General features: G+C 64.8%; 17 protein-coding genes. 5 read left to right on the plus strand and 12 right to left on the minus strand.

The genetic code is table 11. From position 1 onward, the window contains the following. Window positions 1-5: 5 nt before the first annotated feature. From pglZ to C5E41_RS07660, 6 genes are all read right to left on the minus strand, one after another. The gene (pglZ, locus tag C5E41_RS07635) at window positions 6-2,828 is read right to left on the minus strand and encodes a BREX-2 system phosphatase PglZ (RefSeq protein WP_104375109.1); all 2,823 of its coding nucleotides are present in this window, start codon (window positions 2,826-2,828) and stop codon (window positions 6-8) included. Beyond that, window positions 2,825-6,727, minus strand: a complete 3,903-nt coding sequence (gene pglY / locus C5E41_RS07640) for a BREX-2 system ATPase PglY (protein WP_104375110.1) — start codon at window positions 6,725-6,727, stop codon at window positions 2,825-2,827. The genes pglZ and pglY overlap by 4 nt, the downstream gene beginning before the upstream one ends. After that, window positions 6,727-10,365: a BREX-2 system adenine-specific DNA-methyltransferase PglX gene (pglX, locus tag C5E41_RS07645; protein ID WP_104375111.1), complete on the minus strand. Its 3,639-nt coding sequence runs from the start codon at window positions 10,363-10,365 to the stop codon at window positions 6,727-6,729. The genes pglY and pglX overlap by 1 nt, the downstream gene beginning before the upstream one ends. Then, entirely contained in the window at window positions 10,362-14,843 is a 4,482-nt protein-coding gene (gene pglW, locus C5E41_RS07650) for a BREX system serine/threonine kinase PglW (protein ID WP_104375112.1), read from the minus strand. Before pglW ends, pglX begins: the two co-directional genes overlap by 4 nt. Window positions 14,844-15,100: 257 nt before the next feature. Continuing rightward, entirely contained in the window at window positions 15,101-15,397 is a 297-nt protein-coding gene (locus C5E41_RS07655; protein ID WP_104375113.1) for a hypothetical protein, read from the minus strand. A 194-nt stretch (window positions 15,398-15,591) separates the two neighbouring features. Continuing rightward, entirely contained in the window at window positions 15,592-15,972 is a 381-nt protein-coding gene (locus C5E41_RS07660) for a hypothetical protein (protein ID WP_104375114.1), read from the minus strand. A gap of 207 nt (window positions 15,973-16,179) precedes the next feature. Between C5E41_RS07660 and C5E41_RS07665 the strand changes: the two genes are divergently transcribed. Genes C5E41_RS07665 through C5E41_RS07680 form a run of 4 tightly spaced genes read left to right on the plus strand, consistent with a single transcriptional unit; the run spans window position 16,180 to window position 20,769 of the window. Then, window positions 16,180-18,153, plus strand: a complete 1,974-nt coding sequence (locus C5E41_RS07665) for an N-6 DNA methylase (RefSeq protein WP_104375115.1) — start codon at window positions 16,180-16,182, stop codon at window positions 18,151-18,153. After that, complete coding sequence (locus C5E41_RS07670; protein WP_104375116.1) at window positions 18,150-18,767, plus strand: hypothetical protein; 618 nt, start codon at window positions 18,150-18,152, stop codon at window positions 18,765-18,767. Before C5E41_RS07665 ends, C5E41_RS07670 begins: the two co-directional genes overlap by 4 nt. Before the next feature lie 38 nt (window positions 18,768-18,805). Beyond that, window positions 18,806-20,239 carry a serine/threonine-protein kinase gene (locus tag C5E41_RS07675; RefSeq protein WP_258080812.1) on the plus strand — a complete coding sequence of 478 codons (1,434 nt, stop codon included), beginning with the start codon at window positions 18,806-18,808 and terminating at the stop codon, window positions 20,237-20,239. Continuing rightward, entirely contained in the window at window positions 20,236-20,769 is a 534-nt protein-coding gene (locus C5E41_RS07680; RefSeq protein WP_104375118.1) for a hypothetical protein, read from the plus strand. The genes C5E41_RS07675 and C5E41_RS07680 overlap by 4 nt, the downstream gene beginning before the upstream one ends. A 91-nt stretch (window positions 20,770-20,860) precedes the next feature. On the opposite strand, the gene C5E41_RS07685 is transcribed toward C5E41_RS07680, so the two are convergent. From C5E41_RS07685 to C5E41_RS33730, 5 genes are all read right to left on the minus strand, one after another. Then, a complete protein-coding gene (locus C5E41_RS07685; protein WP_104375119.1) occupies window positions 20,861-21,124 on the minus strand; it encodes a hypothetical protein in 264 nt (87 codons plus the stop codon). Window positions 21,125-21,497: 373 nt separating this feature from the next. Beyond that, window positions 21,498-21,839, minus strand: coding sequence for a hypothetical protein (locus C5E41_RS07690; RefSeq protein WP_104375120.1), 342 nt, complete (start codon window positions 21,837-21,839; stop codon window positions 21,498-21,500). 8 nt (window positions 21,840-21,847) lie between these two features. Continuing rightward, a complete protein-coding gene (locus tag C5E41_RS07695; protein WP_104375121.1) occupies window positions 21,848-23,335 on the minus strand; it encodes a hypothetical protein in 1,488 nt (495 codons plus the stop codon). A 2-nt stretch (window positions 23,336-23,337) separates the two neighbouring features. Next, window positions 23,338-23,646: a WXG100 family type VII secretion target gene (locus C5E41_RS07700; RefSeq protein ID WP_104375122.1), complete on the minus strand. Its 309-nt coding sequence runs from the start codon at window positions 23,644-23,646 to the stop codon at window positions 23,338-23,340. A 20-nt stretch (window positions 23,647-23,666) separates the two neighbouring features. Then, a complete protein-coding gene (locus tag C5E41_RS33730; RefSeq protein WP_181063142.1) occupies window positions 23,667-24,041 on the minus strand; it encodes a WXG100 family type VII secretion target in 375 nt (124 codons plus the stop codon). Between the two features lie 442 nt (window positions 24,042-24,483). On the opposite strand from C5E41_RS33730, the gene C5E41_RS33735 reads away from it, so the two are divergent. Next, entirely contained in the window at window positions 24,484-24,633 is a 150-nt protein-coding gene (locus tag C5E41_RS33735; RefSeq protein ID WP_181063143.1) for a hypothetical protein, read from the plus strand. Between the two features lie 547 nt (window positions 24,634-25,180). On the opposite strand, the gene C5E41_RS07710 is transcribed toward C5E41_RS33735, so the two are convergent. Then, window positions 25,181-25,556 (minus strand): DUF488 domain-containing protein (locus C5E41_RS07710; RefSeq protein ID WP_146097495.1); only part of this gene is annotated, 376 nt, incomplete at its 5' end.

A 25,556-nucleotide genomic window follows, 5' to 3' on the forward strand; every position in this document is an offset into this window, starting at 1 on the left:
TTCGGTCATCGGAGTCTGAACTGGTCGCGCAACAGATCGGGGTGGAGTCGCAGCGTGCGACCATCCGAGAGTGTTTCCACAACCTGGGCGCCGTCGACGTTGAGGAGCTGAGTGAGCACGGCGGCGAAGCTGCGGGCACGCGCCGGCGAATCACCGACACGCTGGGCGAGGGCCGTAGTGGACTGCGGACCGTCGAGGAGTGCCCGCACCGCCTTCTCCACTTTCGCGGTGGGCGGTTTGCGTGCCACGGTCTCCAGTTGCGCCGCGAATACGTCGGAGTTCAGCAGCCGCTCGATCAGGATGTCCGCGACCGTGCGCGTGTTCGACGGGGGAGCGGATACCGTCTCCGTGGGCAGCGGCAGGTCCAGCGTTATCTGGTCGGTGATCTTGTCCTTTGCCTTACGTTCGGCACGTTTGGCGGTAGCTGCCACAGCCTTCATCTCCGGGACATCGAAACCTGCGTCGGTGTCGTCCTTCCACCAGCTCGGTCGTTGGTCTCCGAGTTCCTGCCAGCCTTTCGGGTCGGAGCCGAAGGGTAGGAATGCGAGGATCGGAATCGTCATCTCGGCGATGGAGGCGCCACCGTGATAGCCGGCCTTCTGGGTGGTGTAACGGGAGTCGTTGTCCCACAGCGCCACAATCGCGGCATCGGGCTCCGGCCAGACGACGCGCGGGCCGCGCAGGGCGATTTCCGATTCGGCGAGGCGATCGTATTCGGCGGCCGGAACTCGGTGCCGAGCCGATCCGATGCCGATCGCCTCGATACCGACCCCGTGCCGATCGATGACATGGCCGTGGTCACTGGTGATCAGCACCGCCATGCCCTGTCCCGCGGCGACGGTGACCAGCGCACGAAGATCCCCGACTTCTCTTGCCTCCCAACCGGAGTCGTCGAGTTTGATCTCCTTTGCGAGCCGGTCGTCGATGGTGTTGAGTACGACGGCGATATGTTTGTCCGGGTCCGCGAGGGCGGCGAGCAGGTCGCTTCCGAATCGGTCGCCCGCGGCGCTGCGCAGGTCGTGTTTGTGAAAGACCTCAGCCGTGCGCGGCTTCCAGAATTTGTGCGCCGGAAACAGTCGGTCCTCGTCTTTCTGATCGCCCTTCATCAGGGCGCCCGCGAACAAGGAGGTGCGCGATACCGCCGTGAGGCTCGGCAGCGCGGCGATCATGGCCCGGCGCTGCGGCCGGCCGTTGCCCGGCACCGGATCGTATTCGGCGAAGGACTTACGCAGTTCTCCCGCCAGTTCGGTGGCGATCGCGGCGCTCATCCCGTCCAGCACAATGAGCATGACCCGCATTTCCGCAGCTATCGGCCGCACCACGCGATGCAGGAATGTTTCGACGGTGAGCATCGATCCGGGGGTGCTGCCCGAGCGTGTCCATTCCGCGAGCGCCGTCGCGAACTCGCGATCGAACTCGCGGCGCAGTGCCCGCACCTTGGTCGCGAGGTCGCGGTAGGCGACCCGAAGAGCGGGATCGTCGTCGCCACCCGCTTCGAGGAAGTCGAGTGCGCGGTCCGCCCAAGCGGTGTCGTGCATCTGGCGGTTGATCGCAGCGGCGACCGTGTCGACCGTCGGATCGGGGCTGCGATCCAGCCAGTGGGTCAGCCGTTGCGCCATCCGAACCCGGCTGATCCGAATCTGATGATCGGGAGCCAACTTGTGATCGCGAAGCTGCTGCACCGACCGTCCGATGGCGTCGATCCGCCCGCGTCCCAACGCGTTCCCCGCTGCGGCGAAGCGAGCCTCGAGCCCCGCGGTGAGCACGGGACTGCTCGTAGCGGCTTCGGTGGCGCCGAACTGCCGGACGAGCAGATCTGCCTGACCGAGTACGGTGTCGGTCGTCTTACGCGCCTCTCGCGCCTGCTCGTCGGCTTCGTCGCCGGGGTCTGTGGTCGAGCGAGCCTTGGTCAACAGGTCGGCGATGTACTCCTCGCACATGACGCCGAAGCTGGTCAGGACGCGATCCAAAGCCTCGCCCTTGATCGGGAACGTATCGCCGAGCCACCGCTCGACCCGGCCACGCGCCTGATAGACCGGATTGCTGGGTGTGGCGTGCTTCCACAGCGCCGCGCACACCAGTCCATAGGCCACGGCCTCGTTGCCGTGTCCGGTGCACGCGAGCGCCGCCAGCACGCGGCCGGTGGGCCCAGATTGTTCGTTGTCGCTCAGAAAGTCGATCAGGCCATCACGCTCCGGGCCGCGCAGGTCGACCAGCAGTTGTGGCCCGCCGGGTCGCTGCGACCAGGAGAGGAGCGCTTGTGCGTCGATGCGGTCGCCGAGATCTCCCAGATCGAGGCGACGAGCCGCGAGTGCCGCGAGCGTGGGCGTGCGTGACAGCACCTCGCCGGCCAGCGCGGTCGGCCACTTGCGGGCGCCGGATGCGTCGAGCAACGCCTCACATACCCAACCCATTCGGCGCAACATGGGGTCGATACTTTTGGCGCCGAACGTTTCCCGGACGATATCCCATTGGTCGACGACGTAGATTCGCGCGCGATGGGTGCGCGCCAGAATCGCCGGGTCGAGGTCGTGTTCTTCGACGTCGGTAATCAGCACCTGAACCCGAGGATCCGGACTGATCTCCCTGGCGTGAGCAAGGATCTGCTCGTGCACCGCCAACGGCGAGGGGGCGGCGACGACGCGGACGGCGCGGCCGTCGGTCAGAGCCAAGACCGCGTCACCTTCCCACGTGGGCTCTCCGCGCAGCAGTAGCGTGACGTTTCCCTGTGGTGCGGATAGCACGTCCGTCAACTTCTGGTGCGAGGAAAGGTATTGCGCGACTGTCGTTCTCGACAACCGCAATGCCGTGGTGGCCGGTGCGGTCATTCCACCACCTTCCATTTGAACTCGATTATGGCGTCCGGCTCGCTGGCGACGAGTGCCTCCAGTTCGGCCGCGAACTTTTGGACCGCTGTCCGTGCCGTTGTCTCGTAGATTCCGGAGTGGTTCATCGTTGCCGGGGTGACCGGCACCGGCGGGGGGCTGGGGTCAGGGTCGAACTTCACGCCTTCGCGGATCGGTTGCGGAGCTATCGGCTCCACCCGCGGCGGAGTCGGCGTATTCTTACTCCCTTCCCGCTGCTGTGCCTCCTGCAGGCGTTTGGTCGCCAGCTTGGTGATCTCGGCGTTGGTTGTGCGTAGCTTGTCGGCGAGATCAGCGGACCGCTGGTCGGCCCGAGCGACGTTCTGCAAGGAATCCAGCAGGGCGGCGCCCTCGACGCCCAGCACCCGGCCTTGGGCGAGATTGCTCCACGGCGCATTGGCGAGGGCCGCGATCACCTTGTCGGCGGACTTGATCGACGTCGCGTAGCGGTCCGGGTTGATATCGCCGAGATCGAAACCGGCCAGCGCCTCGACGGTCCGCTTCGCATTGGCGGATCCGCCTCCCGGCGTGGAGAGCGCGGTGAGGAGTTCGACCGAGCGGCGCGCGAGTGCGAGTCGTCCCCCCGGTTCGGTGTCGTCCAAACCGAGGAATTCCGCATGCTGCTCCAGCTGTTCCACCAGCCGCACCGCGGAATCCTGATACTTGGTCGCGGCTTCCTTGATCTCGCGCGCGAATTGCTGCACCAGGCCGCCGCGACGCAGCGTGGGCGCTTTCTGTCCGAAAATGACCTCGAACCGGCTGCGCGCTGTGTCCCAATCGGATTCGGAAGGTAACGGCTGTGTGCGCAGCGCATCGCCGGGCTGAATTCGGGTGAGATCGGGCGTGTCGATCGGTACACCACCCCGCACCCATACCCGGTCGTCCATTTCGGCGAAGGAAGCGATCACCAGATTGGCGATATGCGGTTCGAGTCCGCGCTTATTGGGCAGGTCGGTCCAGTCGCCCAGCGAGATCACCGACAGGTCGCCGGTGATGCCTTCTTTCTGCGCGGTCTGGCGGAAGTGGTCCGCCCAGCGGCGCGACAGCTCGAAATAGGCTTCCTTCTGCTGCCCGAGCCCGAGCGGTTCCGCGATCCGTTTCATCAGCGGCCGGTCCTTCGTCGGCACTTCGACGCGGCCGTCGCGTGCCTCCGCCGCTTCCCGCACATGCGTCAGCACGAGTTTCGCCTCGACGGGTTTGACCGCTGTTTTGGTGTCGTTGATATCGAGATTCGGGTGGTCCGGATATTGGTATGCCAGGAGCTTTCCGGCCACGTTTCGCAGGCCGTCGTGCAGCGATTGCCCGATCGACACCGTCAGACCGTCGATATCCGGCAGGGGATAGAAGTGTTGATCGAGTTCGTCGGTCACATCGTTGGGCTTGCGCTCGGCAAGGCCGTACGCCTGTTTGAAGGTGGCCAGCACCTTGTTGCGCAGGGTTTCGCGCTGCGATTCGAGCAGCTGCCGCGCGCTGGTCCGGTTGTCCGGATTCAGATGCTGGGCGTACTGCGTATCGAACCGGTACGGGTCGGCCAATGCCTTCGTGACGACGACGAGGCGCCGGAAATCCTCCCAGCGCGGCTTCGTCAGATGCGTCGGCAGCCAGGCGACGGTCTGAGGGTGATTGTCGCCCTGCTGTTCTCGCAGCCGGCGAATGCGGTCGGCGTCGACGATCGGATTGAAATTGCTTTCGTCGTACGGCAGATCGATGACGATCCGCCACCGCTCCTCGAACGAGGGCTGCATATCGTGGTCGGGCAGTGATTCCTCGTCGGCGACATTGCCGAACAGCACTTCGACCACACGGTTCGAGCCACGCCACACGAATTTCAGCTCATCGGTGCCGAGACGCTCGGTGGCACGGTCGAGCCCCAGCTCCTCGGCGAGGAGGTCGCGAGCCATGGCCAGGCGGTTCGCCGGATTGTCGTTGACCTGCGCATTGGCGATCACCGACTCGACATCGACACCGGAAAGCTCCAGGCGCACACCGGGGTTGGCATCGGATCCGGTGGGCTTGATCTCCGGGAACCGGCCGGCCCACTCGCCGACCATATCCTTGATGACGCCCTCTTCCCGGCCCGGAATCATCGTGGTGATCGAGCCGTGGTTGAGTGCGCCGAGACGGCGAATGGTCAAGTCCCGCAAGGCCGGAACGCTCGGCGCGAGCGCGGCCAGCAGCACCGTGCAGGCGAGCCGGTTCTGACCGACGAACTTCTTGCAGTTGCCGGCGAGCTTCGCATCGGTGATGCTGTCGCGCCGATGCAGGTAGGCGTCGATATCGTCCTCGGTGACCTCGCACGTGCCGAGCAGGTATGGCCGCAGCCGCGTCCGGTACAGCTTGTCCGCGGCGTCGAACAGCACTTTCTTGTCGGCGACGAACGGCCGGTCGCCACCCTTGGTCAGCTGCTCGTACAGATCTCCGAGCGGCACCAGATCGCCGAGCCGCAGATCGTCGCGATGATCGGCGAGCAACTGCCCCATCAGTTTCAGGCCGGTGCGGGAGCGCTGCAGTGCCGCCGAAATGTGGACGAGGGTGTCGAGGAAGGCGGGGGAGAACGGATAGCTGAGCCGGAACGCCGCCTCGTCGGCGCCGGTGGTGCTCTCGTCCGAGCCGAGCAGGGTGTCCCAAACCTTCGGCCCGAGCTTCTTGGTCCGGTCGAACGCGGCATTGATCTGCGCGGCGGCCTCTTCATTACGAGGCTTCAGCAGGCGGGCGTGCGCGATCTGCGGGAGGTTGCGGTCCTCGAGGCTGATCAGGTCGAATCGGCCCGATGCATGGTTGAGTGCGTCCTGAATCGCGGATTCCGCCGCGCCGGCGAGTTCTTCACCCACCAGTTCGCGCAGGTCGCGCTGGCGGGCGATGAACGACACGATCGGAATCGCCCGTCGCGCGTCGCCGCCCTCACGGAAGTTGGTGATCTTGCTGGCTTCCCGCGCCACCCGCTTCTCGTCGTGGATGAGGCTGGCCAACCACAGAATCAGCTCGTCCAAGAAGAGGATCAGGCCGTCATAGCCCAGTGACTTGGCATGTGCCGCAATAACACTCAGTCCGGCGTCGAGGGAGATAAAGCCGGTCTCGTCTTCGGCGGCGAACTTGGTGTAGCCGGGCAACAGCGTCGTGACCGAGTCGTGGAACAGCTTGCGACGCAGTTCGCGGGGCGCGGTCGGATTTACCATATTGAGCTGGCTGGAGTCCTCGGCCTCTTCCGCGGTGAGCGCGATGTCGACCTTGTTCGAGGTCCAGAAGGCGGCGGAATCACCCCATTCGTCGTCCTCGCCCGCGGCGTAGTCACGGTTGAGGGTGGCCAGGAACTGCTCCTCACCCATGGTCTGGCGCAGGTTCCGTAGGTCGATGAACAGCGCATCCGTGCGATACACCGACGGAATATCCGCATCCGGATGGCGCTTGCGGACGAATTCGACGTACCCGCCGAGAACCCGCTGCTCCATCGTTTTGGCGTCGATCATGTGATACGGCACCATCAGGAACTTCTTACCGTCCGACAGCAACCACTCGTGTTTGGTGAGCAGTGCATCGAAATCGCGACGCGCGCGGGCTTTTTCGTTACCGGAGAGCAATGCGTACAGCACCGCCATGAAGTGCGACTTACCGGAACCGAATGAACCGTGCAGGAATGCGGGCTTCGACGTATTGCCATCCAGCGCCGACTTGATCAGCGACAACGCCTCATCGAAATTGCCGAGCAGCCGATCGGTGAGAACGTAGTCCTCGACCGCCTTCGTCGCCCCTTCCTCGGTCACCGCATCGGCGAGGGTGAGAACGTAATCCGAACCGGCGACATGCTCCTTGATATCGATGAGCTCGCGCAGCAACGGAGGCTGGCCTGCCGGAGACTGGGCCATTACTGATCTCCTTCTTCGGATGCGTCCTTCTTCGGCGTGCGCTTCGCCGGCCCGCGGCGGCCGCGAGTCGCCGGCTGCGGCCGCCAATTCCGCAGATCGTCATCGGTCAAACCATGTTCCGCCTGCCGGTCGCGGCGGTCACCGGCCAGGAACGCCGCCGGCGAGATGCCATAGTCCGGATCCACTTCGTTGTGCCACTGGTCCAACCACGGCTGCAATTCCAACAGGCCCGCGAGGAATGGGGTGATCTCCTCGGTCGAGAGGCTGTTCTCAGCCAGGTAGATCGCAATCGCCATCGCCTGCTCGCGATGATCCCAACCCGCCCAGCCGTACAGTTCGGGCGTGGCGATATTCGTTGAGCCGTAGGAGATGAAGCGTTCCTTCGGTACGTCGAGCTTGCCGCGCGCCTGCCAGAACGAGGTGCGCAGGAAGTCTGCCGAGGTGTACTTGGGCGGCACCGGGATCGAATCACGGAACTTCTTCTTCTCGTGCCCTTCCGGCATCGCGTCCTCTTGACGCTGCATGTCCCAGACGTGCTCCCAGTCCTGTCGCTTCTTCAGGCCGGATGGCTTGTAGCGCAGGGCGGAGAGGAAGGGGACGTGCTCTTCGGTGATGAGTGCGGAGACGACTTGGCCTAGGTCCGTGCGGGGTGCGTACAGCGCTGCGACGGAGACGAAGTCCTCGTCGGATGCGAGGAGGTCGGTCAGGCGGGAAAGCATGAGGATTCGAGGCTGTCCACTGTCGCCGAACCACAGGTCGCGGGACTCCATACGATCCAGAAGCCACGAGCGAAGGGCCTTGTCCTGCAGGACTTCCCATCCCTCGGACTTCCACCGGCGTTTGTACTCTGGACGCTCGATCATACCGATTGCTCGGTTCGAACTCATGAGTTCGATTCTGCGCTGAACGATCTGCTTATACGCGATCGGCCAATGGGCAGGAATCTCCCGGATCGGCGTCGAACCATGCCGCACAAACCATTCGTTAGTCGCCTCACCGACCTCAACGCGCCGCGCGAGCACGATCTCGAACGCACGCTCGCCTAATCCAAGCGGTGGAACTTCGCCTTCTGGTGCGCGCAGGTCATCGGAAAGCAGCCCGTAAAGCGAATAGACGTGCCAGTCAAGCTCCTCCTGAAGGGCAATCATTCGGCTGCGGACTGTTTCATAATTTGCCCGTGCGTCACGAAGGGCAGCTGCTGTGGGTACTCCGTCGCGGACTGTCGCGGCAGGGGAGAATCCGGCGAGCTTCTTTGCCTGGGCATCGATTTCAGTCGCCAGCTGGGTCGGAAAGCGTTCTGGAAGGGGGAAGTTCTCCAGTTTTGTGCCGGTGAACTCAAACGAGTTTTTCCATGCTTCGCTACCCATTGCCGCATAGCCGGCATCGACACGCGCGCCGCCACCTTCACCCTTGTTATGGCTCACCATCTGCAACCAGAAGCAGGCGGTGGAGCTGTTGAGCAGCCCGAGCAGCCGCAGATGCTCCTCCTCGCTCGCCCCCTCCGGCAACTTGATCACCGGCGCGGACTGTTTGAACACCTTCCCGCCGCGGTCCAGCACGAAATGGTTATGGGTCGACACGAACGCGAAGGGAATAGAAAGGATTGAGCAGTATCGCTTCGGGAAGAACATACTGTGGTCGAACCATCTGAGTCCACGTTGTTCTGGTGATTGGCCGAAATCTACCCGGCGCTGTAGGGCCGTCCTGTTCGGCCATAGGAAATGCTCTTCGATCGGCGATATAGTTCGAGGCTGACCGCTACCGTCGTATGGGAAGAATGTGAGCATTGACGGCGCGATCTGATAGTCGCGAACGACGTCTCCGAGAACGACCGGAACGCAGTAAGAGTCCAATGCATGAGTCTTTGCTGCGTTGGGAGGGAGATAAAAGGCGTCGTCAAGGCCTGTATGTGTCGTTCGGCCAATTGCATCGACATGGCTTCCCAGGGTATCCCTAGTGTTTTGGTTGAGCTGTTGTACCATCTCCAGTCCGCCGTCGGTAAGAATCCAGGGCTGGGTGGCGAACTGGTCACGGGAAAGATTGTCGGTCGAGATCCACTGGCTTGAACTTGGAACTTTCTCTATCTGGTTGACGATCGCACGCCACACGAGCCCTTCTTCTGGAATCTCCGGCGCCTGAGGCTCCCCTTGAACGCTACGTACTGTCAATACCGTGGGCCTGCGCGCTTTCCCAGCTCGGCGAGTTCCAACCAGGATCACGGTAGGCGTCCCGTGCCCGGGGATGTACGCGCCAGAGGTATCGATCACCTCTGTCAGTTCGACTGCGTGAGCAAAGAATTCTTCGATGAGCTTAGTTCCGAACTCGCGTTTCATAAACGAGTTCGCAGTTATCTGGCCAACGATACCGTACCCGCTTCCGTTGGCGTCACCGAGCTTGGCCAGTTCGAAGAACCTCTGAGCGAAAGGAACGGACAGTGCATATGTGCCAGCGCAGGCTTTGTACAGGCCTCGGTAGATCTCGTTGAGGTTCTTGTCCTTCACAGTGATGTAGGGCGGGTTGCCGACAACTACGTGGTATCGACCTGCGTCCAGGATTCCCGGGTAATCGTGTACATCCTCTGTGTCGTAAGAGAATTCAGCGAGGGGGTCGCCTTGTTCTCCTTCGAAGGTCAGTTCCAGCTGCCGCGCCTTGATCAGCGAGTCACCGACCGCGAGCTTGATCGGCCATTCGTATGCTGATGCTGCGGCAAGGGTGCGTACGTTGGCGGCTGCCATGGCAGCCACCAGGAGCCGGAAGCGGGCGATGGCGATGGCGAAGGGGTTGATGTCCACGCCGTGGACCGAATCGAGTGCGGCCCGGACGCGTTCGTGGAGATCTTTGGTCGGCTGTTCATCCGCCCATCGCTTGGTCAGCCGCTTGAAAGCGCCCAATACGAAGTGCCCCGACCCACACGTCGGGTCGATGAGTCTGATTTCCTCGTAACCGAATTCACCGATCGCGGGCTCGAGGGTGCGGTCGAGGATGAACTCTTCGACGAATTCGGGCGTCTGGAGGAGCGCGTAGTTCTTGCGGATGTCCTCGGAGAGGTCCTGGTAGAGGTCGCCGAGGAAGCGGGTGTCCCAGCCGTTGGCTCCGTCCTCGTCCAGCGGGTCGGTGAAGTCGTGGATCAGCGCACCGGTTTCGTCACGCTCCCGACAGAACTCGATGAGTTCCCGCGCGCCGTCGTGGGAGAGTTCGATCTGATAGAGCGCGTTGTGCGCGGGGTCGAACAGGAGTTTTCCAGCTTGCCCGGCACCGAGTTCGGCGAAGGCGCGAAGCAACCAACCACGGTAGGTCGGATCCGGATCGGATTCGACGTAGGCGTCATAGCGCGCCTGGGCGAGTTCACGGCGGTCGTCGGTGGGCCCAGTCAGATACGGCTCGGGAATCAGCCGGTTGTCCTCGCAGAAGCGGACGAAGACGGTGCCGAGAACCCAGGCGACGGCAACCTGTGTGACGCGCTCCTTCAGCCAGGCACTTTCGGTGGCGGCCGTGCGCTTGAGTTTGAAGGCAGTCGAATATTCCTCGTGGAGGCGGCTTTTGACCTCGCCCAGCACCTTCAACTGCTGGTTCAGGTCGGTTTCGACCGCGCTGACCTGTTTCTTCAGGTCGGAGAGTAGGGCGGCGCGGTCGATCATCGGGGGGCTCCTGATTCGGTTGATGCGGTGGCGCGGTGGATATTGCTGATCCACGAGAAGGGCAGCGCGATCCACTCGTTGAGGGCGGACTGATAGGGAACCGCGGTGGCGCCGAGGTGTGGTTGGCGGGCCGGATCGGCTTGTGGGCACAGCAGCCAGAGGGCGCCTTTGCCGCGGCGGGCCTGTTCGGCGAGGCGGGCCAGGACTCCCATGGCGTCGTAGCGGGCGAACAGCAGGGTGTCGTGCAACAGCAGGGGGCCTTCGCCGGCGATCGCCGCGCCGAGCTCGTTTTCGACACGTCCCCAGGCTGTGCGTGCGTAATCGGAGAACTTCAGCGCTGCTTTCGAACCGGATTCGGCGGTGTCGGCGCGCAGGATGGTTTCCCACGTCGGCTTCTCGCCGGGACGTACCAGGTCGTGCATATTCGCCAGGAACAGTGCGGTCACCGACATGGGGCGCACGTCGAAGCGGTCGCGGAGTTCGGTGATCGCGTGTGGGGTGGCGGGCGGAGGCGCGGTCGGACAGGTCAATACTCGGTACCCGTCACGCACGGCGGCGCCCGTCAAAAGTTCCTCGGCCCGTGCGGCTTTCGCCAAATCGGGATCATCGGAGTAACTGCCCGCGAAGTGGGAAGTTGCGGCTGTGGACCATCGGGGGACGTGTGCGGTGTAGGTCGTTTCCTGGTCGATGCGTTCGGGAATGTAGCGCTGCACCCGGGTATCGGGATGGGTTGCGACGACCAACTCGAAGCCGGCGGCTCGCAGGGCTTTCGTCAATTGCGGGGTCGGCAGATTGCGTTCCCTGCCGGCGATGACCAGTTCCGGGAAGCGCGCCAGAATCCGTTCGAAGACGGTCTCCGCGAGCAACCCCGGCTGCTTCTCCTTGGACTGACCGGCGATCGGTACATACAGGCCCGCTTGGGTCAGGCGAACGGCCCGTTCCAACGGCAGGTCTCGCGGATAGATCTCGAGGCGCGGAGTGACCGCCGCATTGTGCGACGCCGCTGCGGCGACCTGTACCGAACGGCGCTCGTCCAGGGTTACTCGGCCGGGCGGGCGTTTGATCGCGCCGAGCCGTTCCAGAACGGTCGCCGCGGTCGGCACCGTATCCTGCTGGGCCAGAGCATCGGCGGTTTCACCCAGCTTCAGCGCATAGGTCGTGAGAGCCTGTGCCCCAGGCGTATCCGGATCGGAATCGTCGTCGATTTCCAGGGCCAGGACAACGACAGGATCGGCGCCCTTGTCGCGTTTCTGCGCCACCTTGATCGCCGCCTCATCCGGGACGAGCTGTTCCACTTCGGCAATCACCCGCACCGCGGCCATACCGAGGGCACGCCGCGCACTCCGATCCTGCAGACGCGTACCGCGGCGCGTGACCAGCGCATCGGCCACCTCGGTGGCGGCCGCGATCCGGCCGAAGCCGTCGAGTAGTTCCAGCACCTGCTCGCGCAGCGCCTGGACGGCCGGGTCCTTCTTCCACAGCTGTCGCTGCGCGCGCAGCAGCTGCGCGATGCGAGCACCCGTCAGGTCGAGCGTTTCCGCTACCGCCACCTGAGTCGGCCAGCAATCCAGGGTCGGCAGATCGCCGGAGCCAGGAATGCGCAGCAGGCGCGCCACGGCGTCGACCTTGGTCGCATTGGACCCGTTGTTATTGCGTTCGGGGACGAAACGGGCGGCCAGAGTGTCGAGACTCAGGGTGCGAAGCAGTCCGGCACTCAGATCGGCTTGCGCGGCGGAGATTTCCTCCTTCGCCTCTTTGCGGGCCTCCGGTGCGAGCGGAGCCGGTTCGGACTTACCCAGGCGGCGTGCCCACTCCTTGAGCCGTTCCTGAATCTCCCGCCGCGCCCGCACACCCAAACCGGGCGCATTGATCAACCGGGTGCGGCCGTAGTCGAGGAGTTCGCCGACGGTCGTGACACCGAGCCCGTAGAGGAACTGCTCGGAGGCCGTGGTCAAACCGGCCTGGGACAGATGTGTTTCCCGGGAGGCCTGTTCGGCGATGAGCCGGCGCTGCTGCTCCGGCGTCGTATCCTCGACGTCGTCGTCGACCGGATGCGCGCTCAGCGGACGGGACGGCACCGTCCGCGACATGTCGAGGAAGATCTTGCGCCAGGCATCGCGCATCGGCTTCAGATCCGGAAAGCGTTGTGCCGCATCGCGATGCAGCGCCTTGCGGAAGAATGCCACCAGACCTTCGCGCACCGACGGGTCGAACGCTTCGGCGGCGATCTGCGGGTACGGGAATTCCGCGGCATCCAGTTGACGGGGCAGCACACTGCCGTCGCCCCAGCGCGGCAGCTCGGCCGACGCCATCTCGTGCAGCGTCACCGCCAGCGCGTACCGCTCGGCATGGGCGTCGTAGGTGGAGCGGATCAGTGTGCCGATGAACGGATCCAGGTAGCCGTCGGTGCCCGCGTCGGTGCGATTGGCGGGGTAACCGGCCAGGGAGAAGTCGATCAGGACCAGTTCCCGAGTCCGGTTGGGCCGCACCCGGATTGCGATATTGTCCGGTTTGATGTCGCGATGCCAGATGCCCTCACCCTCGAGGAAATCGACCGCATTGAACAGGAATTCGCTGTAAGTCTCGAGCCGGCCCACCTGCAAGCGGCCGTTGTCCCGCAGCTCACGAGCCACCGTTTCCTCGGTGCGACGCTCGGAGCCGTCGTCGAGACCTTGCTCGTCTCCCACATATTCGAGGACCAGGGTGGTGTGCCCACCGATCGACGTCAGGCCGGGATCGACCATATTGATGATCCCGGAATGCCGGCGGAGCCCGCGCAGCACATTCGCTTCGCGGTTCAGTACCTCGGTGCGGTCGTCGGAGAGCGCGACCTTCAACACCACATAGGTTTTGGTGCCGCGCTGCGTGCCTTCGGCCTGCAGATCACGTACCAGCAGTGCGCGGCTCGTCGAACCGGTTCCGAGGCGCCGCCGCACCAGCCAGCGTCCACCCAGTACGTCGTCGGAGCCCGCTTCGAGCGGATCCTTATCGGGCTCGGCAGGCGGCGCGTCCTCCGGTGAGGTGAGGGCGTCCTCCACGTCCTCCAGGATTTCGAGGAACTCGTCCATTGAGCTGAGCCGCTTATCGGGCTGATAGGCGGTGGCGGTGGCGACCAGTAGATCGATGTCGGACGGAAGATTGTCGACCACCGCGCCCGGACGCAGATCTTTCCCGGATTCGAATTGCGCCAACAACTCCGCCTGCGTGCGCGCCGGCGCTTTTCCTGTGACGAGCAGATAGGTGAGCATCCCGAGGCCGTACACATCCATGGCGATGGGATCGGGTGCGACCGCCTGCAATTCGGGCGCGAGGTACGCATCGGCGCCACTGGCCAGATGCTGGGGGGTCAGCAACGTCGGCGCGTGCCGGGTCATGGTCGCGCCGGAGCCGGCCGAGCGTTGGGTCGCGGTCTGCCAATCCGAGATTTGCAGCCGGGGATTTCCCCAGCGCTCCGCGTCGCCCGAGCCGGGGCGAGGGACCACATGGATGGAACGTGCCGCCAGCGCCCGGTGAAACAGCCGCGCGGAATGAGCGGATCGCAACGTCTCGGCCAGCTGGCGCACCAACTCGATCCGGTCGCCGATATCCAGCAGGTGACCGTAGCGCAGCAGATACTCGTCGAGATGCAGGGTTTCGGGGTGGTATCGGAAGATCAGCGCCGGGCCCGCCGAATGGCCGGAGGGATCGAACAGTTCCAGCCGCACGACACCGGGGTGCGGGAACCGGCGCAGCACCGATGCCTCTCGACGCGCCGCGTCGTCCACCGAGCGGCGCTGCTCCTCGTCCGCGCCGCGCTCACGCAGATAGATGCGCACGCGCGCCGGCTCCCGCAGGTCGGTGTGTGTGGCCAGATAGTCCTGCCAGGTCGGGCCGGAGTCGAACGGCTTGCGTTCCAACTTGTATGGCCCGACGGCGAATTCGGCATCGCTGCGCCGGATGCCGATTCGCTCCAGCGCGCGCTTGATCGCGGTGGCGCGCTGCGTGTCGATCCGATGCCGGACGTCTCGCACCGGCTTCTCGAACCGATCGATCAGTTCCCGCACGGTGTGGGTGTTTTCGCGGTCGCCGTCCGGCAGCTCGAACCGGAGACCGGGATTGGTGAGGCAGACCGCCGATCCAACGAAGACCCGGACGCCGTTCGAAGCCAGGAGCCCAGCCAGTTCCTTGCTCTTCTGGCTGGCCAGGTGCAGCGGATTTCGATGAAACAGGGCATCACCGCGTGGACGCTCCTGGACCCAATCGCCGTTGCGGTGGTATAGGCGGCCGTTCCAGTCCTTCAGTTCGACGAGATGAACACCATTGGGCGCGACGACCAGGAGGTCGACCTCGCGCACATGTCCGGTGTTGGCGGTGAAGGTGAAGTTCGACCAAGCCAGCCACGGATCGATATCCGGCAGCTGCGCCCGGATCGCTTCCAACCCCCGGCGCTCGTGCTCGAAACTCGACTCGGTGACCGTCGTCCACCGACCCTTGTCCATACGCGCCCAGTCCTGTTCTTGTCGTTTACCAGCCGCCGGCCCCACCACGGCGGTAGGTCCTCGACGCCTGCACTGCTACCGCGGTACCTACCGACCTGACGAAGAACCGCCGGTCCGTCACCCTTCGGCGCAACATTACTGCTCCGCTGTCACGTCATGGCGAACCGACGGTAGTTCCGGACGGTAAGTTCCGGTTGGCGCGAGGCGACCGCACTGGTGGATCGGCATCGCGGACGATTTCGTTTCCGTTCGAGAGGTTACGAGAGCCCGTCGAAGCTGCCGGTGACCATCAGCCGGGCGAGGTGCAGCGGAATCTCGGCGTTGGGCACGACGGTCAGGTGATAGACGCCGCGATTGCCACGGTCGCACAGCACGACCTCCTGGCCGGCGCGATACGGCGTGCGAGCCTTGTCGAAATTGCAGGCCTGTTCGGCGCCGTAGCCGGAGTAGGAGCGGATATTGGTTTCCGCGGATGCGGAGCCCGCATTCACAGTGGCGATCCCGCCGGCTGCGGCACAGGCGAGCAGGGCGGAGACGATCGTGCGTTTGTTCATGATTCCTCGAAAATGTCGGAGCGAGTTGCGGTGATCTGCCGCAACGGATGACAGTGCTCGGCACCGGGGCGGGCGCGTGGGAGCGCGCCCCGGCACCGATCACCCGGTCAGCGCAACGAAACCCGTGCGCCGCCGGAGAACAGGGAGTCCTGCGCGACGATCCGGTGGGGTCTGCCGGTCGCACGCGGGGTGAGTCAGTTGTTGGATGCGAGCAGGTAGTGGACCAACCAGACCGGCGACCACAGCCCGCAGGTGATGAGCGTGAGCACCAGGTGCAATCCGTGCGGGAAGGATCGTTTGACCACAACCTGCGCTCCCGGCGGAAACTGCTGGACCACGTTCATCATCGGCGGTGGTGTCGGAAAAGGCTGCGGGACAGCGGGTTGCGGGTGGCCGGTCGAGCTGAAGTACTCGGCCGGATAGTACTGCGGTGCCGTGGGGGGAACCGGCGGATACGGCTCGATCAGCGCGCCCGCGCTCGGGGGATACGGCGGCATCGAGTCAGGAGCGGGCGGCCGGTCCGGCGGTGGCGCGGCGGCGTTCCACGTGTCGAGTCGATCGGGTTCGTGATTCATGTCGAAGTCCTGTCGTCTGCGGCAGCGTGAATCGCCCCAGGGCGCGGGACGACTGCGGAAGAGGCCGATATGGGCCGCCGGTCTTGGCGGCGTTCGGAAGCTGATGCAAACAGTAGGATAGACTGAAAACATTGTCAATGCGCGAGTCGAGATTGATTTTTGCTCATCGGTCCAGCAGTGTGTCAACAGACTCCTGAGAGGAGGGGTATGTCGAAGCCCGTACCCGAGGTCAGCGCCGCGGAGATTTCGCGGCTCGCCGGCGTCACCCGCGCGACGGTGAGCAATTGGCGTCGTCGTCACAACGACTTCCCCGATCCTGTCGCGGGCAACGAGTCGCGGCCGCTGTTCGATCTGCACGCCGTGCGGCAATGGCTGGTCTCGCACGGCGTCGACGCGGCACACTCACCGGAATCCGAACTGCGCACACTGGTCCGCTCCCATGCGACGCCGCAGGCCGTCACCAAGGTGATGGAGGTGCTGCGGCGCACCGGCGACGGGTGGTCCGCGCCCGGGGCCGACGATCAGGAACTGGCCGCCCAGGTCGCGGCCGCCATGCGGGCGGCCACCAGCGTCGACCAGGTGCGCACCACGCTCGACATCCTGACCGAGCGTGCGATGGACGATGCCGCCTCCACCGGCGTCTACGTCACCCCGCCGGCGGTCGCGTCGATGATGGCGGCGCTGATCCGTTCGGCGAGCACCCCGGCCGTGCGTAGCGTGCTCGACCCGGCATGCGGCAGCGGAAGTCTGCTGCTGGCTGCCGCTCAGGACGGGGCCGAGGAACTGTACGGGCAGGATTCGGTGCCGGTGCAGGTGCAGCGCGCCCGGTTGCTGATCGAGGCCGAGACGGCGCTGGAACCGGTGGTGCGGGCCGGGGACAGTCTCATCGCCGACGCATTCGCCGACCTGCAAGTCGATGCGGTGCTGTGCAATCCGCCCTACGGACAACGAGATTGGGGCTCGGGGGAACTCGCCTTCGATACCCGCTGGGATTACGGGCTACCGCCGCGCGGGGAACCGGAACTCGCGTGGGTGCAGCACGCGCTCGCGCATCTGCGGCCCGGCGGTATCGCGGTGCTGCTGCTGCCACCGGCGGTCGCGACGCGGATGTCCGGGCGCAAGATCCGGGCGAATCTGGTGCGCGCCGGTGCGCTGCGTGCCGTGATCGGGTTGACGCCGGGTGTGGCGCAGCCCTGGCACGTCGGATTGCAGATCTGGGTGTTGCGACGCCCGGAACCCGGTGCGGCCGTGCCGGATTCGATGTTGTTCATCGACACCATCGGCGCCGCCGTGCATCAGGACGGTGACCGGCTGGGGCGGGATGCGGTGGTCGCCAGGTGGCAGGCTTTCGACGGGGGAAGTCCAGACGCGGCGGCCGAATCGGGGGTGTCGGCGGTGGTGCGTTCGGTCGATCTGCTGGATGAGGAAGTAGATCTCACCCCCGCCCGATATGTGCGGTCGGCGCTCGATTCGGGCGCGGTCTCCGAACAGGTCGGGGCCGCGCTCGACAGTCTCGGCGTGGCGGCATCCGAGCTGACCGTGGCCGTCTCGGCGGTGCCGGGGTGGGCGGAATCGGCCGGAAAGTCGTGGCGTTATATCGGCATCGCGGATCTGGCCAATCACGGTCAGCTGCAATGGTTCCGGGCAGCGCCGCGCGGATCCCAGCGTCCGCCCGGTGATCGGCGGGTCTTGACCGCGCCGGATGTCGCCAACGGAACTCCGGCGTCGGGCACGCTGGATTCGGTCCCCGACGATCCGGTCGAGGTGTGCGAGGGCGATGTCCTCATGCCCGCGGTGCGCAGCGACCGCAGCGGTGGTCGCACCGCGCGCGTCGCCACCGCGGAGGATGCGGGCGCGGTCCTCGGCTCGCATGTGCACGCCCTGCGGGTCGACCAGGACCGGCTCGATCCTTGGTTCCTCGCCGGATTCCTGTCCGGGGCCGAAAATGTTTCTGCCACAAGAACCTCCACCATCCGCTTCGATCTGACCCGGCTGCGTGTGCCGGTGCTGTCGATGGACGAGCAACGCCGATACGGGGCCCTGTTCCGGCAACTGTTCCTGCTGCGCACCGCCGCGCATCGGGCGTCCGTGGCCGCCGAACACACCGCCGAGCTGATTACCACCGGGCTCACTGCGGGTGCGCTGATCCCGCAGGAGAACTCCGAAAGCCGCAAGCGATGAGCGAGCGCTATACCGAGCTGCGGGCGGCACTGATCGAGCGACCTGTCCCGCTCCCGCCGGTACTGGAACCCGACCCAGTTGCGCACGACACGGTTTCGCTCGACGATCTGGTGGCCGCCGAGGCGCTGCACGTGCATGAAGCGCCGCCGACCGTCGGCGGCGGGGACGCTGCGATGTTGTCGGCCAAGGATGTGCGGCTGGGACGGGCGGCATCGCGGCGAGGCAGCGCCGACGAGCCGGGCGCTGTGCTGGTGCGCGCCGGGGATGTCGCGGTGGTCATGGGTGTCGAACCGGCCGCGCACGTCTGCGCCGAGGACGGTGTGCTGCTCGGGCCCGGCATTGCGCTGGTGCGCGGCAGTGCCACCACCATCGACCCGCATTTTTTGGCCGGGGTGCTGCGGGACGCGATCGCCGATGGCCCCGTGGATCTGTATCGGGTGCGGATCCCGCGCGTTCCGCTCGCCGATCAGCGTCGGCTCGGCGCCGCCTTCCGCCAGCTGGCCGAGTTGGAGACCGCATGGCGGCTGCGCCGCGCGACGATCGAGCAGGTGGTGCGCGCCGGGGTCAGGGGCCTGGCGGCGGGCGTGCTGCGACCGGCTACCGTCGACGAGTAGGTTGACGTGTCGGCAGTGGTGGACTCACGGAGGTGGCGGTGACTCAACCGCGGATCGACGGAGGCCGGTACGAACTCGTCCGGGAGATCGGCGCCGGCGGGATGGGGCAGGTGTTCGAGGGCTACGACAGTCACCTCAAACGCCGGATCGCGGTGAAAATCACCCACCCCAACCTCGACCAGGACCCGAACTGGACGAGGCGATTTCTGCGCGAAGCCGAATTCATGGCCCAGATCAGCCACCCCGGTATGCCCGCGATCCACGACGCCGGCATCTCACCCGGCCCGCCCGAACGACCTTATCTGGTAATGGAATTCATCGAAGGCACCACCTTCGACGAACTACTCGACCGGCGCGGCCCGCTCCCGATCGGCGTGGTGGCGGCGCTGGGCGCGCAAGCCGCCGCGGTGCTGGCGGCAGCACACCGCAACCGGATCTACCACCGCGATCTGAAACCGTCCAACCTCATGCTGTGCGCCGACGGCACGGTGAAGGTGCTCGACTTCGGCCTCGCCGTCACCACCGACACCGATATGACCCGCTACACCAACACCGGAAATACGCTCGGAACACCGGCGTTCATGGCACCCGAGCAGGTCGAGGGGAGGGCCGTGGTGCCGCAAACCGACCTGTACGCGCTCGGGCTGGTGCTGTACGAACTGCTCACCGGCGATCGCGTGATGACGGGCAGTTCACCGTATGTGGTGTGGCAGAACCAAGTTCATTCCATGCCGACCGAAATCCGCCGCGAACGCCCCGACGTTCCGGTCGATATGGCCCGGCTGATCATGAGCTCACTCGCGAAATCACCCGACCGCCGGCCCGAGGACGCCGCCACCGTCCACGCCGTGCTGATGCGCTACGCCGATGGTGTGGCGGCACTTCCGGAAATCAAGGACCCGCACGGCCCGGCGCGGATGTATGCCGCCGCAGCCAGCGCCGCGGGCGCCGCGCGCACCGCCCCGACCGTCGTCGCGCCGACGATCGTCACCGGCGAAACCCTGGCAACACCCCCGCGCACCACCGATTTCAGCCGCTCCGATATCGAACGCGCCATCCACCGCGCCCGTGACCTCGCCGCCGAATCCCGCTACACCCCCGCCATCGCTAACCTGAAAACCGTAGTGGAACAAGCCGTTTCCCAACTCGGTCCGCGCGATGCCGACGTCGTGGAAGCTCGCCTCAACCTGGCCGCCCTCCGCTTCGACAGCAATGACTTCACCGGCGCCGCGGAACTGTTCCGCACCCTCATCGACGACCTCACCGCCGAACGCGGCCCCTACGACGAACAGGTCATGCACTGCCAACGCCAACTCGCCACCTGCGATGTGCAAAACGGCGACACCGGCGCGGCATTGACCCGGCTGCGCCGGTTACACGGCCAGATGGCGGTGCGTTACGGGGAGCAGGATCGGCGAGTGGTGGATTTGGTCGAACAGATCAGGTTCATTGAGATGGGGGCGCAGGGGTGAGCACCTCGGACCCGCACCATCATTCAGCATGGCGGATTCGCGCCTGGGACGACACTCGCCTGGCTGAACGCTTTCTCGAACTGGGGCTTGTTGCCGTCAGCGAGGACGACATCGGTCAAGACGTCACCCGGTTCGCCTCCGAAAAGGCGCTGCGCCGCAAGATTTTGGAGGAAAACCCCGGACGGTCCGAGCAGGCGATCGGAACCTTCGTCACCTACTGGCGCGATTTCAGCCGCACCATGAAGACTGGCGACATCATCGTGTTGGCGTACCGCGACCGGCGGGAAACGCTGCGGGCGGCTGTCGGTTCGGTAGCCGGGGAGTACGAATATCGAGCCAACGAACCCGATCTGCGTCTACGCCACCGCCGCGCTGTCCGTTGGCATATGACTCTGAATCGCAGTGAGCTCGATGACGACCTGCGCCGAGCGGTCAATACGCCTGCGACTATCAACCGGTTCAGAGCAGGCGATGCATACAGCCGGCTTGCGGCCATGGCATCCGATTCCGAGGAAGCGCACGGAGTTTAGTCTCGACCGGTTCGATCTCGGCACCGTCGGGGCGTCCGGCGGCGATTGCCGTCGCGCCGCCGGGACAGCGCATAAATGCCGTCGGTCGTGTTCAGTCCCGGTCGCCTTTCTGGCGTTTGCGTCGTTGTTCGTTGACGTAGTCCTCGTACTCTGTGCCTTCGAAGTCGTATCCGCCGTAGCGGTCGGACAGGTGGAATTTCTGGTCTTCGGGGATCTCTTTGCGGCGCTGTTCGAAGGCTGCGAAGGCGGCGTTGATCTCGTCCATGTCTTCGGGGGTGGTATTGGTCTCGGCGGTGGGTTCGAACGTCTTTCCGCCGATGTGTACGCGGTCGGGGTTGTCGTCGGTGGTGTTCATGGGGGCTCCTAGCCCAAGTGCTCGATCGTGCGGATGACGGTGCGTCCGCCACTCGTCAACAGAACGTCAGTTGGGCATCTGACACAGACTTGGCGATCGGTCGATCGGAATGCGGCGGATCGAGGCCGCCACAGGTGAGATCTTGTCGTGTGTTCGGGCTGCGAGTCGCTGGCGGGTGTGGTCCACCGAAGGGTGCTCGCACCAAGGGTTTCCGTTCAGTCGGCCTCCGCTCGAGGGCGCTTTCAGTGCGGTGACGTTACGGCCCTCCGCCTCCGACGTCGGTCGCGTCGATACTCGACCACACGCAGGGCGAGGCGTCATAGTGTTCGGCCGGCCTGCCCGGCGCTACCGCGCGGTTTGCTGCCGTCGGCGCTCAGTCGCGCTCCTGCGGTTGGGTGTCGTCCCGAGGATATCGGATGCGGTGGCCGTTCGAGTCGTAGGCGGGCCGTCCGTGGGCGTCGCGCCACTCGCCCGTGTCGGGGTCGGTGGTCCAGCCCTCGAATTCGGTGCCGACAAGATCGTCACGGTAGGCGGGGCTGCTGCGGTAGTCGGGGGTCCCCTCGGGCAGCGGCGCAGTGCTACGGGCCCATTCGTCCCATTCGGCGCGGGCCGCGGCGCGTTCCTCTTCGGTTGGGATCGGCGGCAACCTCGTTCCGTTGATCTGTTCGTATTCTTCTCTGGTGTAGAAGGTTTTGCCTGCGAATCGTTCGGGCATGCTTTCTCCTATATTTCATCCATAACAATGATTGTTCGATTGGTGGCTTTGTCGAAGTATTTGTCCTTTACATAGAATTCGGTGTGATCCTTGAATTGAACTTCGTCTTTCGTGCCACCGTACTGGCTGATGTCGCGGCCAGTTTTACTCGTTATTCGGTATTCGACGTCGGTCGTTCCTGTAGCCACTCCGTTGCCGGTGCCGGCCGGGTTGGTGGAGGTGCAGGTGTAGCCGTCTTCGGTGATCGGCTTGCCGGGTTCGTATTTGGCGATTTGCTCAGGGGTGAGGTGTGTCTGCCGGACCACTTTTCCCTGATAGGCGGGTAATTTCCCGAGTGCGGCATTGTAGGCGTTGATGTCTTCTTGCTGCTGAGGTGTTACACGGTTTTCGCGGATGGCGGATATCAGGTCTTTGCCGTTCCGGTCGGTCGGGCCGCGGTTGAGAAGCCAGCGCTCCTCGTTGGTCAGCTCTGTCAAGCCCGCCGGGTTCACGCGTGCCGACGTGGGCGTTTTTTTGATGTCTTCGCCCAGTTTGGCGAGATTCTGGAGTTCCTTCGAGCTTTTGGCCAGGTCTTGCTCGACCTTGATGCCTTTCTCCAGTTTGTGGCCGGCTTTCCAGGCATCGATGATCGCGCGGATCGGGGCGGCGAAGCGGGCGGCGATCTCGGCGACCTTCGCCGACGCGATCGCGGCGCCGATGCCGAAGGTGACGAACGAGGTCGCCACACCGATCGCTGCGGTGATCGCTACCTCTTTGAGCAGTTCTTTGCCCAGGTCTTCGAGTTGATGCTCGAGGTCTTCGCGCAGCTTCGCGAGTGCGTCGTGGTGTTCGGTGCACGCGCCGGCAAGAGCCCCGAATGCTCCGGTGACCGCGGTGACACCTGTTTTGAGCTGGGCAAGATCATCGGTGATGAACTGGGTTTCCGGGGATTGGATCGCGGCGAACATGCCGGTGACCCGATCGATTTCCGCGGGCAGATTCGCCACCGCTTCGGCGGCGGCCAACTGCGACCAGGCGGTGGCGATGTTGCCCAGTTTGCCGGTGTCGCCGTTGGGGACGGTGATGCCGATCTTCTCAGCGAGCTTGACCCCACCGTCTTCGAGGCCGTTGCTCGGCCCACCGGCCGAGGGCAGCGGTACTCGGCAGAGGTAGACGGCGGGGGTCGGGGCGACGGGGCGTTCGGGTGGTGCGCCGCGCTCGCCGATGGTGGAGTTGTAGTCGGCGAGGGCGTGGTTGTAGCCCATTTCGCGCAGCACCGCGGCGTAGCCGTCGAGCGCTTCGGCGGCGTGCACGGCGGTGTTCATCGCCTCGTAGGCGTGCTGGTCGTAGCTTTGGGCCCACTTGGTGGCTTCGTCGTAGGTGCCGGACATGTGCTGGCAGTCGGCGAGAGCATCCCATTTGCCGTCGACGGCGGTGAACAGGTTTTCCGCTGCGGTGTGCAGGGCTGCGGCGGCGTCGTAGTAGACGCTGGGCTGCACCGCGAGAGGTGTGGTCATCCTCAGCGCCCCAGGAGTTTGAGGTTGGCCGCTACGGCGTTGCTGTAGTGGCCGTGCGCGGCCGCGGCGGCGGCGCGCATCTTCTCGATACCGTCGTGGACCTCTTCGGCGGCTTTCATCCACTCCTGGTGTGCGGCACGGTGTTTGTCAGCGCCGGAGCCGGTCCAGCTTTGATGCGCGGCCGCGACACGTGCGTCCAAACCGGCCAGGCTGTCGGCGACGAAGCCTTGCAGGCCCGCGATCGCGGCGGTGACGGCGTCGAGGTGATCCAGATCGACGCGGTAGCCGTCACCCGGTGTGGGTGTAGTCATGAGTACCGTCCCCCCTTCATTCACATATTGAGCAACGGGCCGGTCGGTCCTCCTGGCTGCGTCGCGGTGCTCGTGCCCATATTCAGCGCGCCGAGGCCGGTGGCAGTGCGGTCGTCGACGGATGCGTAGGACACCGCGACCACGCCGAGTAGTTCGGCCATGACAGCCAACGCGTCGAGGACTTCCAGCGCACCGGTTTTCGCTTCGTCCCAGCCGGCCAGGTAAGCATCAGCGGCTGCGCCTTTCCACGTGGACATCAGGCCGACGACTTCGCTGTCGGCGCTGCGAATGCCGTTGACGAGCGCTTCGGCGGTCAGCTGCACGAACTTCCCGGCGTCTTGCACCTCAGTCGGCACCACCGTGAACGCAGCGGCCGATCCCTGCGGATCTGTCACAGAAACCTCCCTCGTCCAGATGTCAGGGTGGAACCGCGCGCGTGAACAAGGCGGCCACCAGGCCTGGACACAGTAACGATCGGGTTCCGGGCTGTCGCATCCACCCGGGGAAACCGGATTGTCGGACGGAGCGACAACGCGACCACCGGCCTCGGGTGGGTTTTCAAGCGACCCGTTGTCGCACCGAGGTCCGCTCGCGCGGTCAGCTGCCGAGTTCGACCGAGTACTCACCCCCGCCGCCACTGTCCATGCATACTTTAATCCTGGTGTCATTAGGGGGTTTTCGATGCTGCCAGGAAATAAGCGCGCCCGGATTCTGATCACCGTGAAGGCTTATCCCGCTCCGTCGGAACGGTACGGCGAGACCGTCTGTGTCGCAGGAGTTCGTATCGATCGGCTACCGCCGACGTGGATACGGCTGTACCCCATGAGGTTCCGTGGGATGGGACAGGAGCTGGTGTTCCGCAAATACGACATCGTCGAGGTCGACGTTCGGAAACGTCGAGGGCAAGATCCACGGATCGAGTCATATCAACCGGAGCAGCAGTCGCTGCAGGTCGTCGGGCATGTCGACGCGAACGGTGGGCGATAGACGCAGCGGCAGAAATTGATCCGGCCGCTGATCGGCGCGACGTCGACGTGCGAGCTGATTCGTGCGAATCCGAAGGGAGCAATGGCGGTGCCGGCGCCGTCGCTGGGCATGATCAAGCCGATCGTCGACGCAGTGATGGGTCGAGCGCGGAAACGGTTGGACACCGCAGCAACTGAGGAAGGCGCAAGCAGCGGCCGCACCGAGTTTATTCGAGGATGCGCCGCCGGTGCTCGAGCCGATGGTGTACCGGGTCACCTACCGCTATCACTGCACCGACATCGAGTGCCAGGGACACGCGCAGCAGTGCCTCGACTGAGAGATAGGTCAAGCGGGTAGAAGATGGCAGCAGATATATGGAATCGCCGGAGCTGAGCGTAGGTTGCGAGAAAAATGGGAACAGGAGATTTGTGCTCCTGAGCGGGACCTCTACTTTTTCATCGGGAACCAGGCGTTGCACCGTAGGTCGTTCGAAGTACTGGGTGCGTGGTACCCGAAGGTAAGTCCCAGTGCCGAGCCCGACCAGCTCTCCATACTGTGAGCCGTTGTCTCACAGCTGAATTACTCCGTCGGTAGCCGCATCCCTTACCGCATCGGCGACCATTTGGCGGTGGCATGTGGCGTGGTCGTGCTCGAAACAGAGCAATGCGACCGGGCCCTGTTCCATGAGCGTCCTGACCGAGTTCAGCGCATCGGTTCCTTCCGGGCTGTCCAGCACATGCGCATATCGGTCGCGCGCATCGGCGTCGCCGACGCGGAAACCGTCGCGATTGCCTCGGGGATTGCCGAGCTCCTTTAGCCTCGATCCACCGACAGGGTCTGTGGGTTTGTCTGCGCGCCTGCGGCGTGCAGACAACCGTTCCCGGGCGTGGGGTAGCCGCTGGTCTGCCCAGCTTTTCCACTGTTGTTCCTGGTCGTAGGGGTGG

This window comes from Nocardia nova (assembly GCF_002933465.1).
GTDB classification, from domain to species: domain Bacteria; phylum Actinomycetota; class Actinomycetes; order Mycobacteriales; family Mycobacteriaceae; genus Nocardia; species Nocardia nova_B.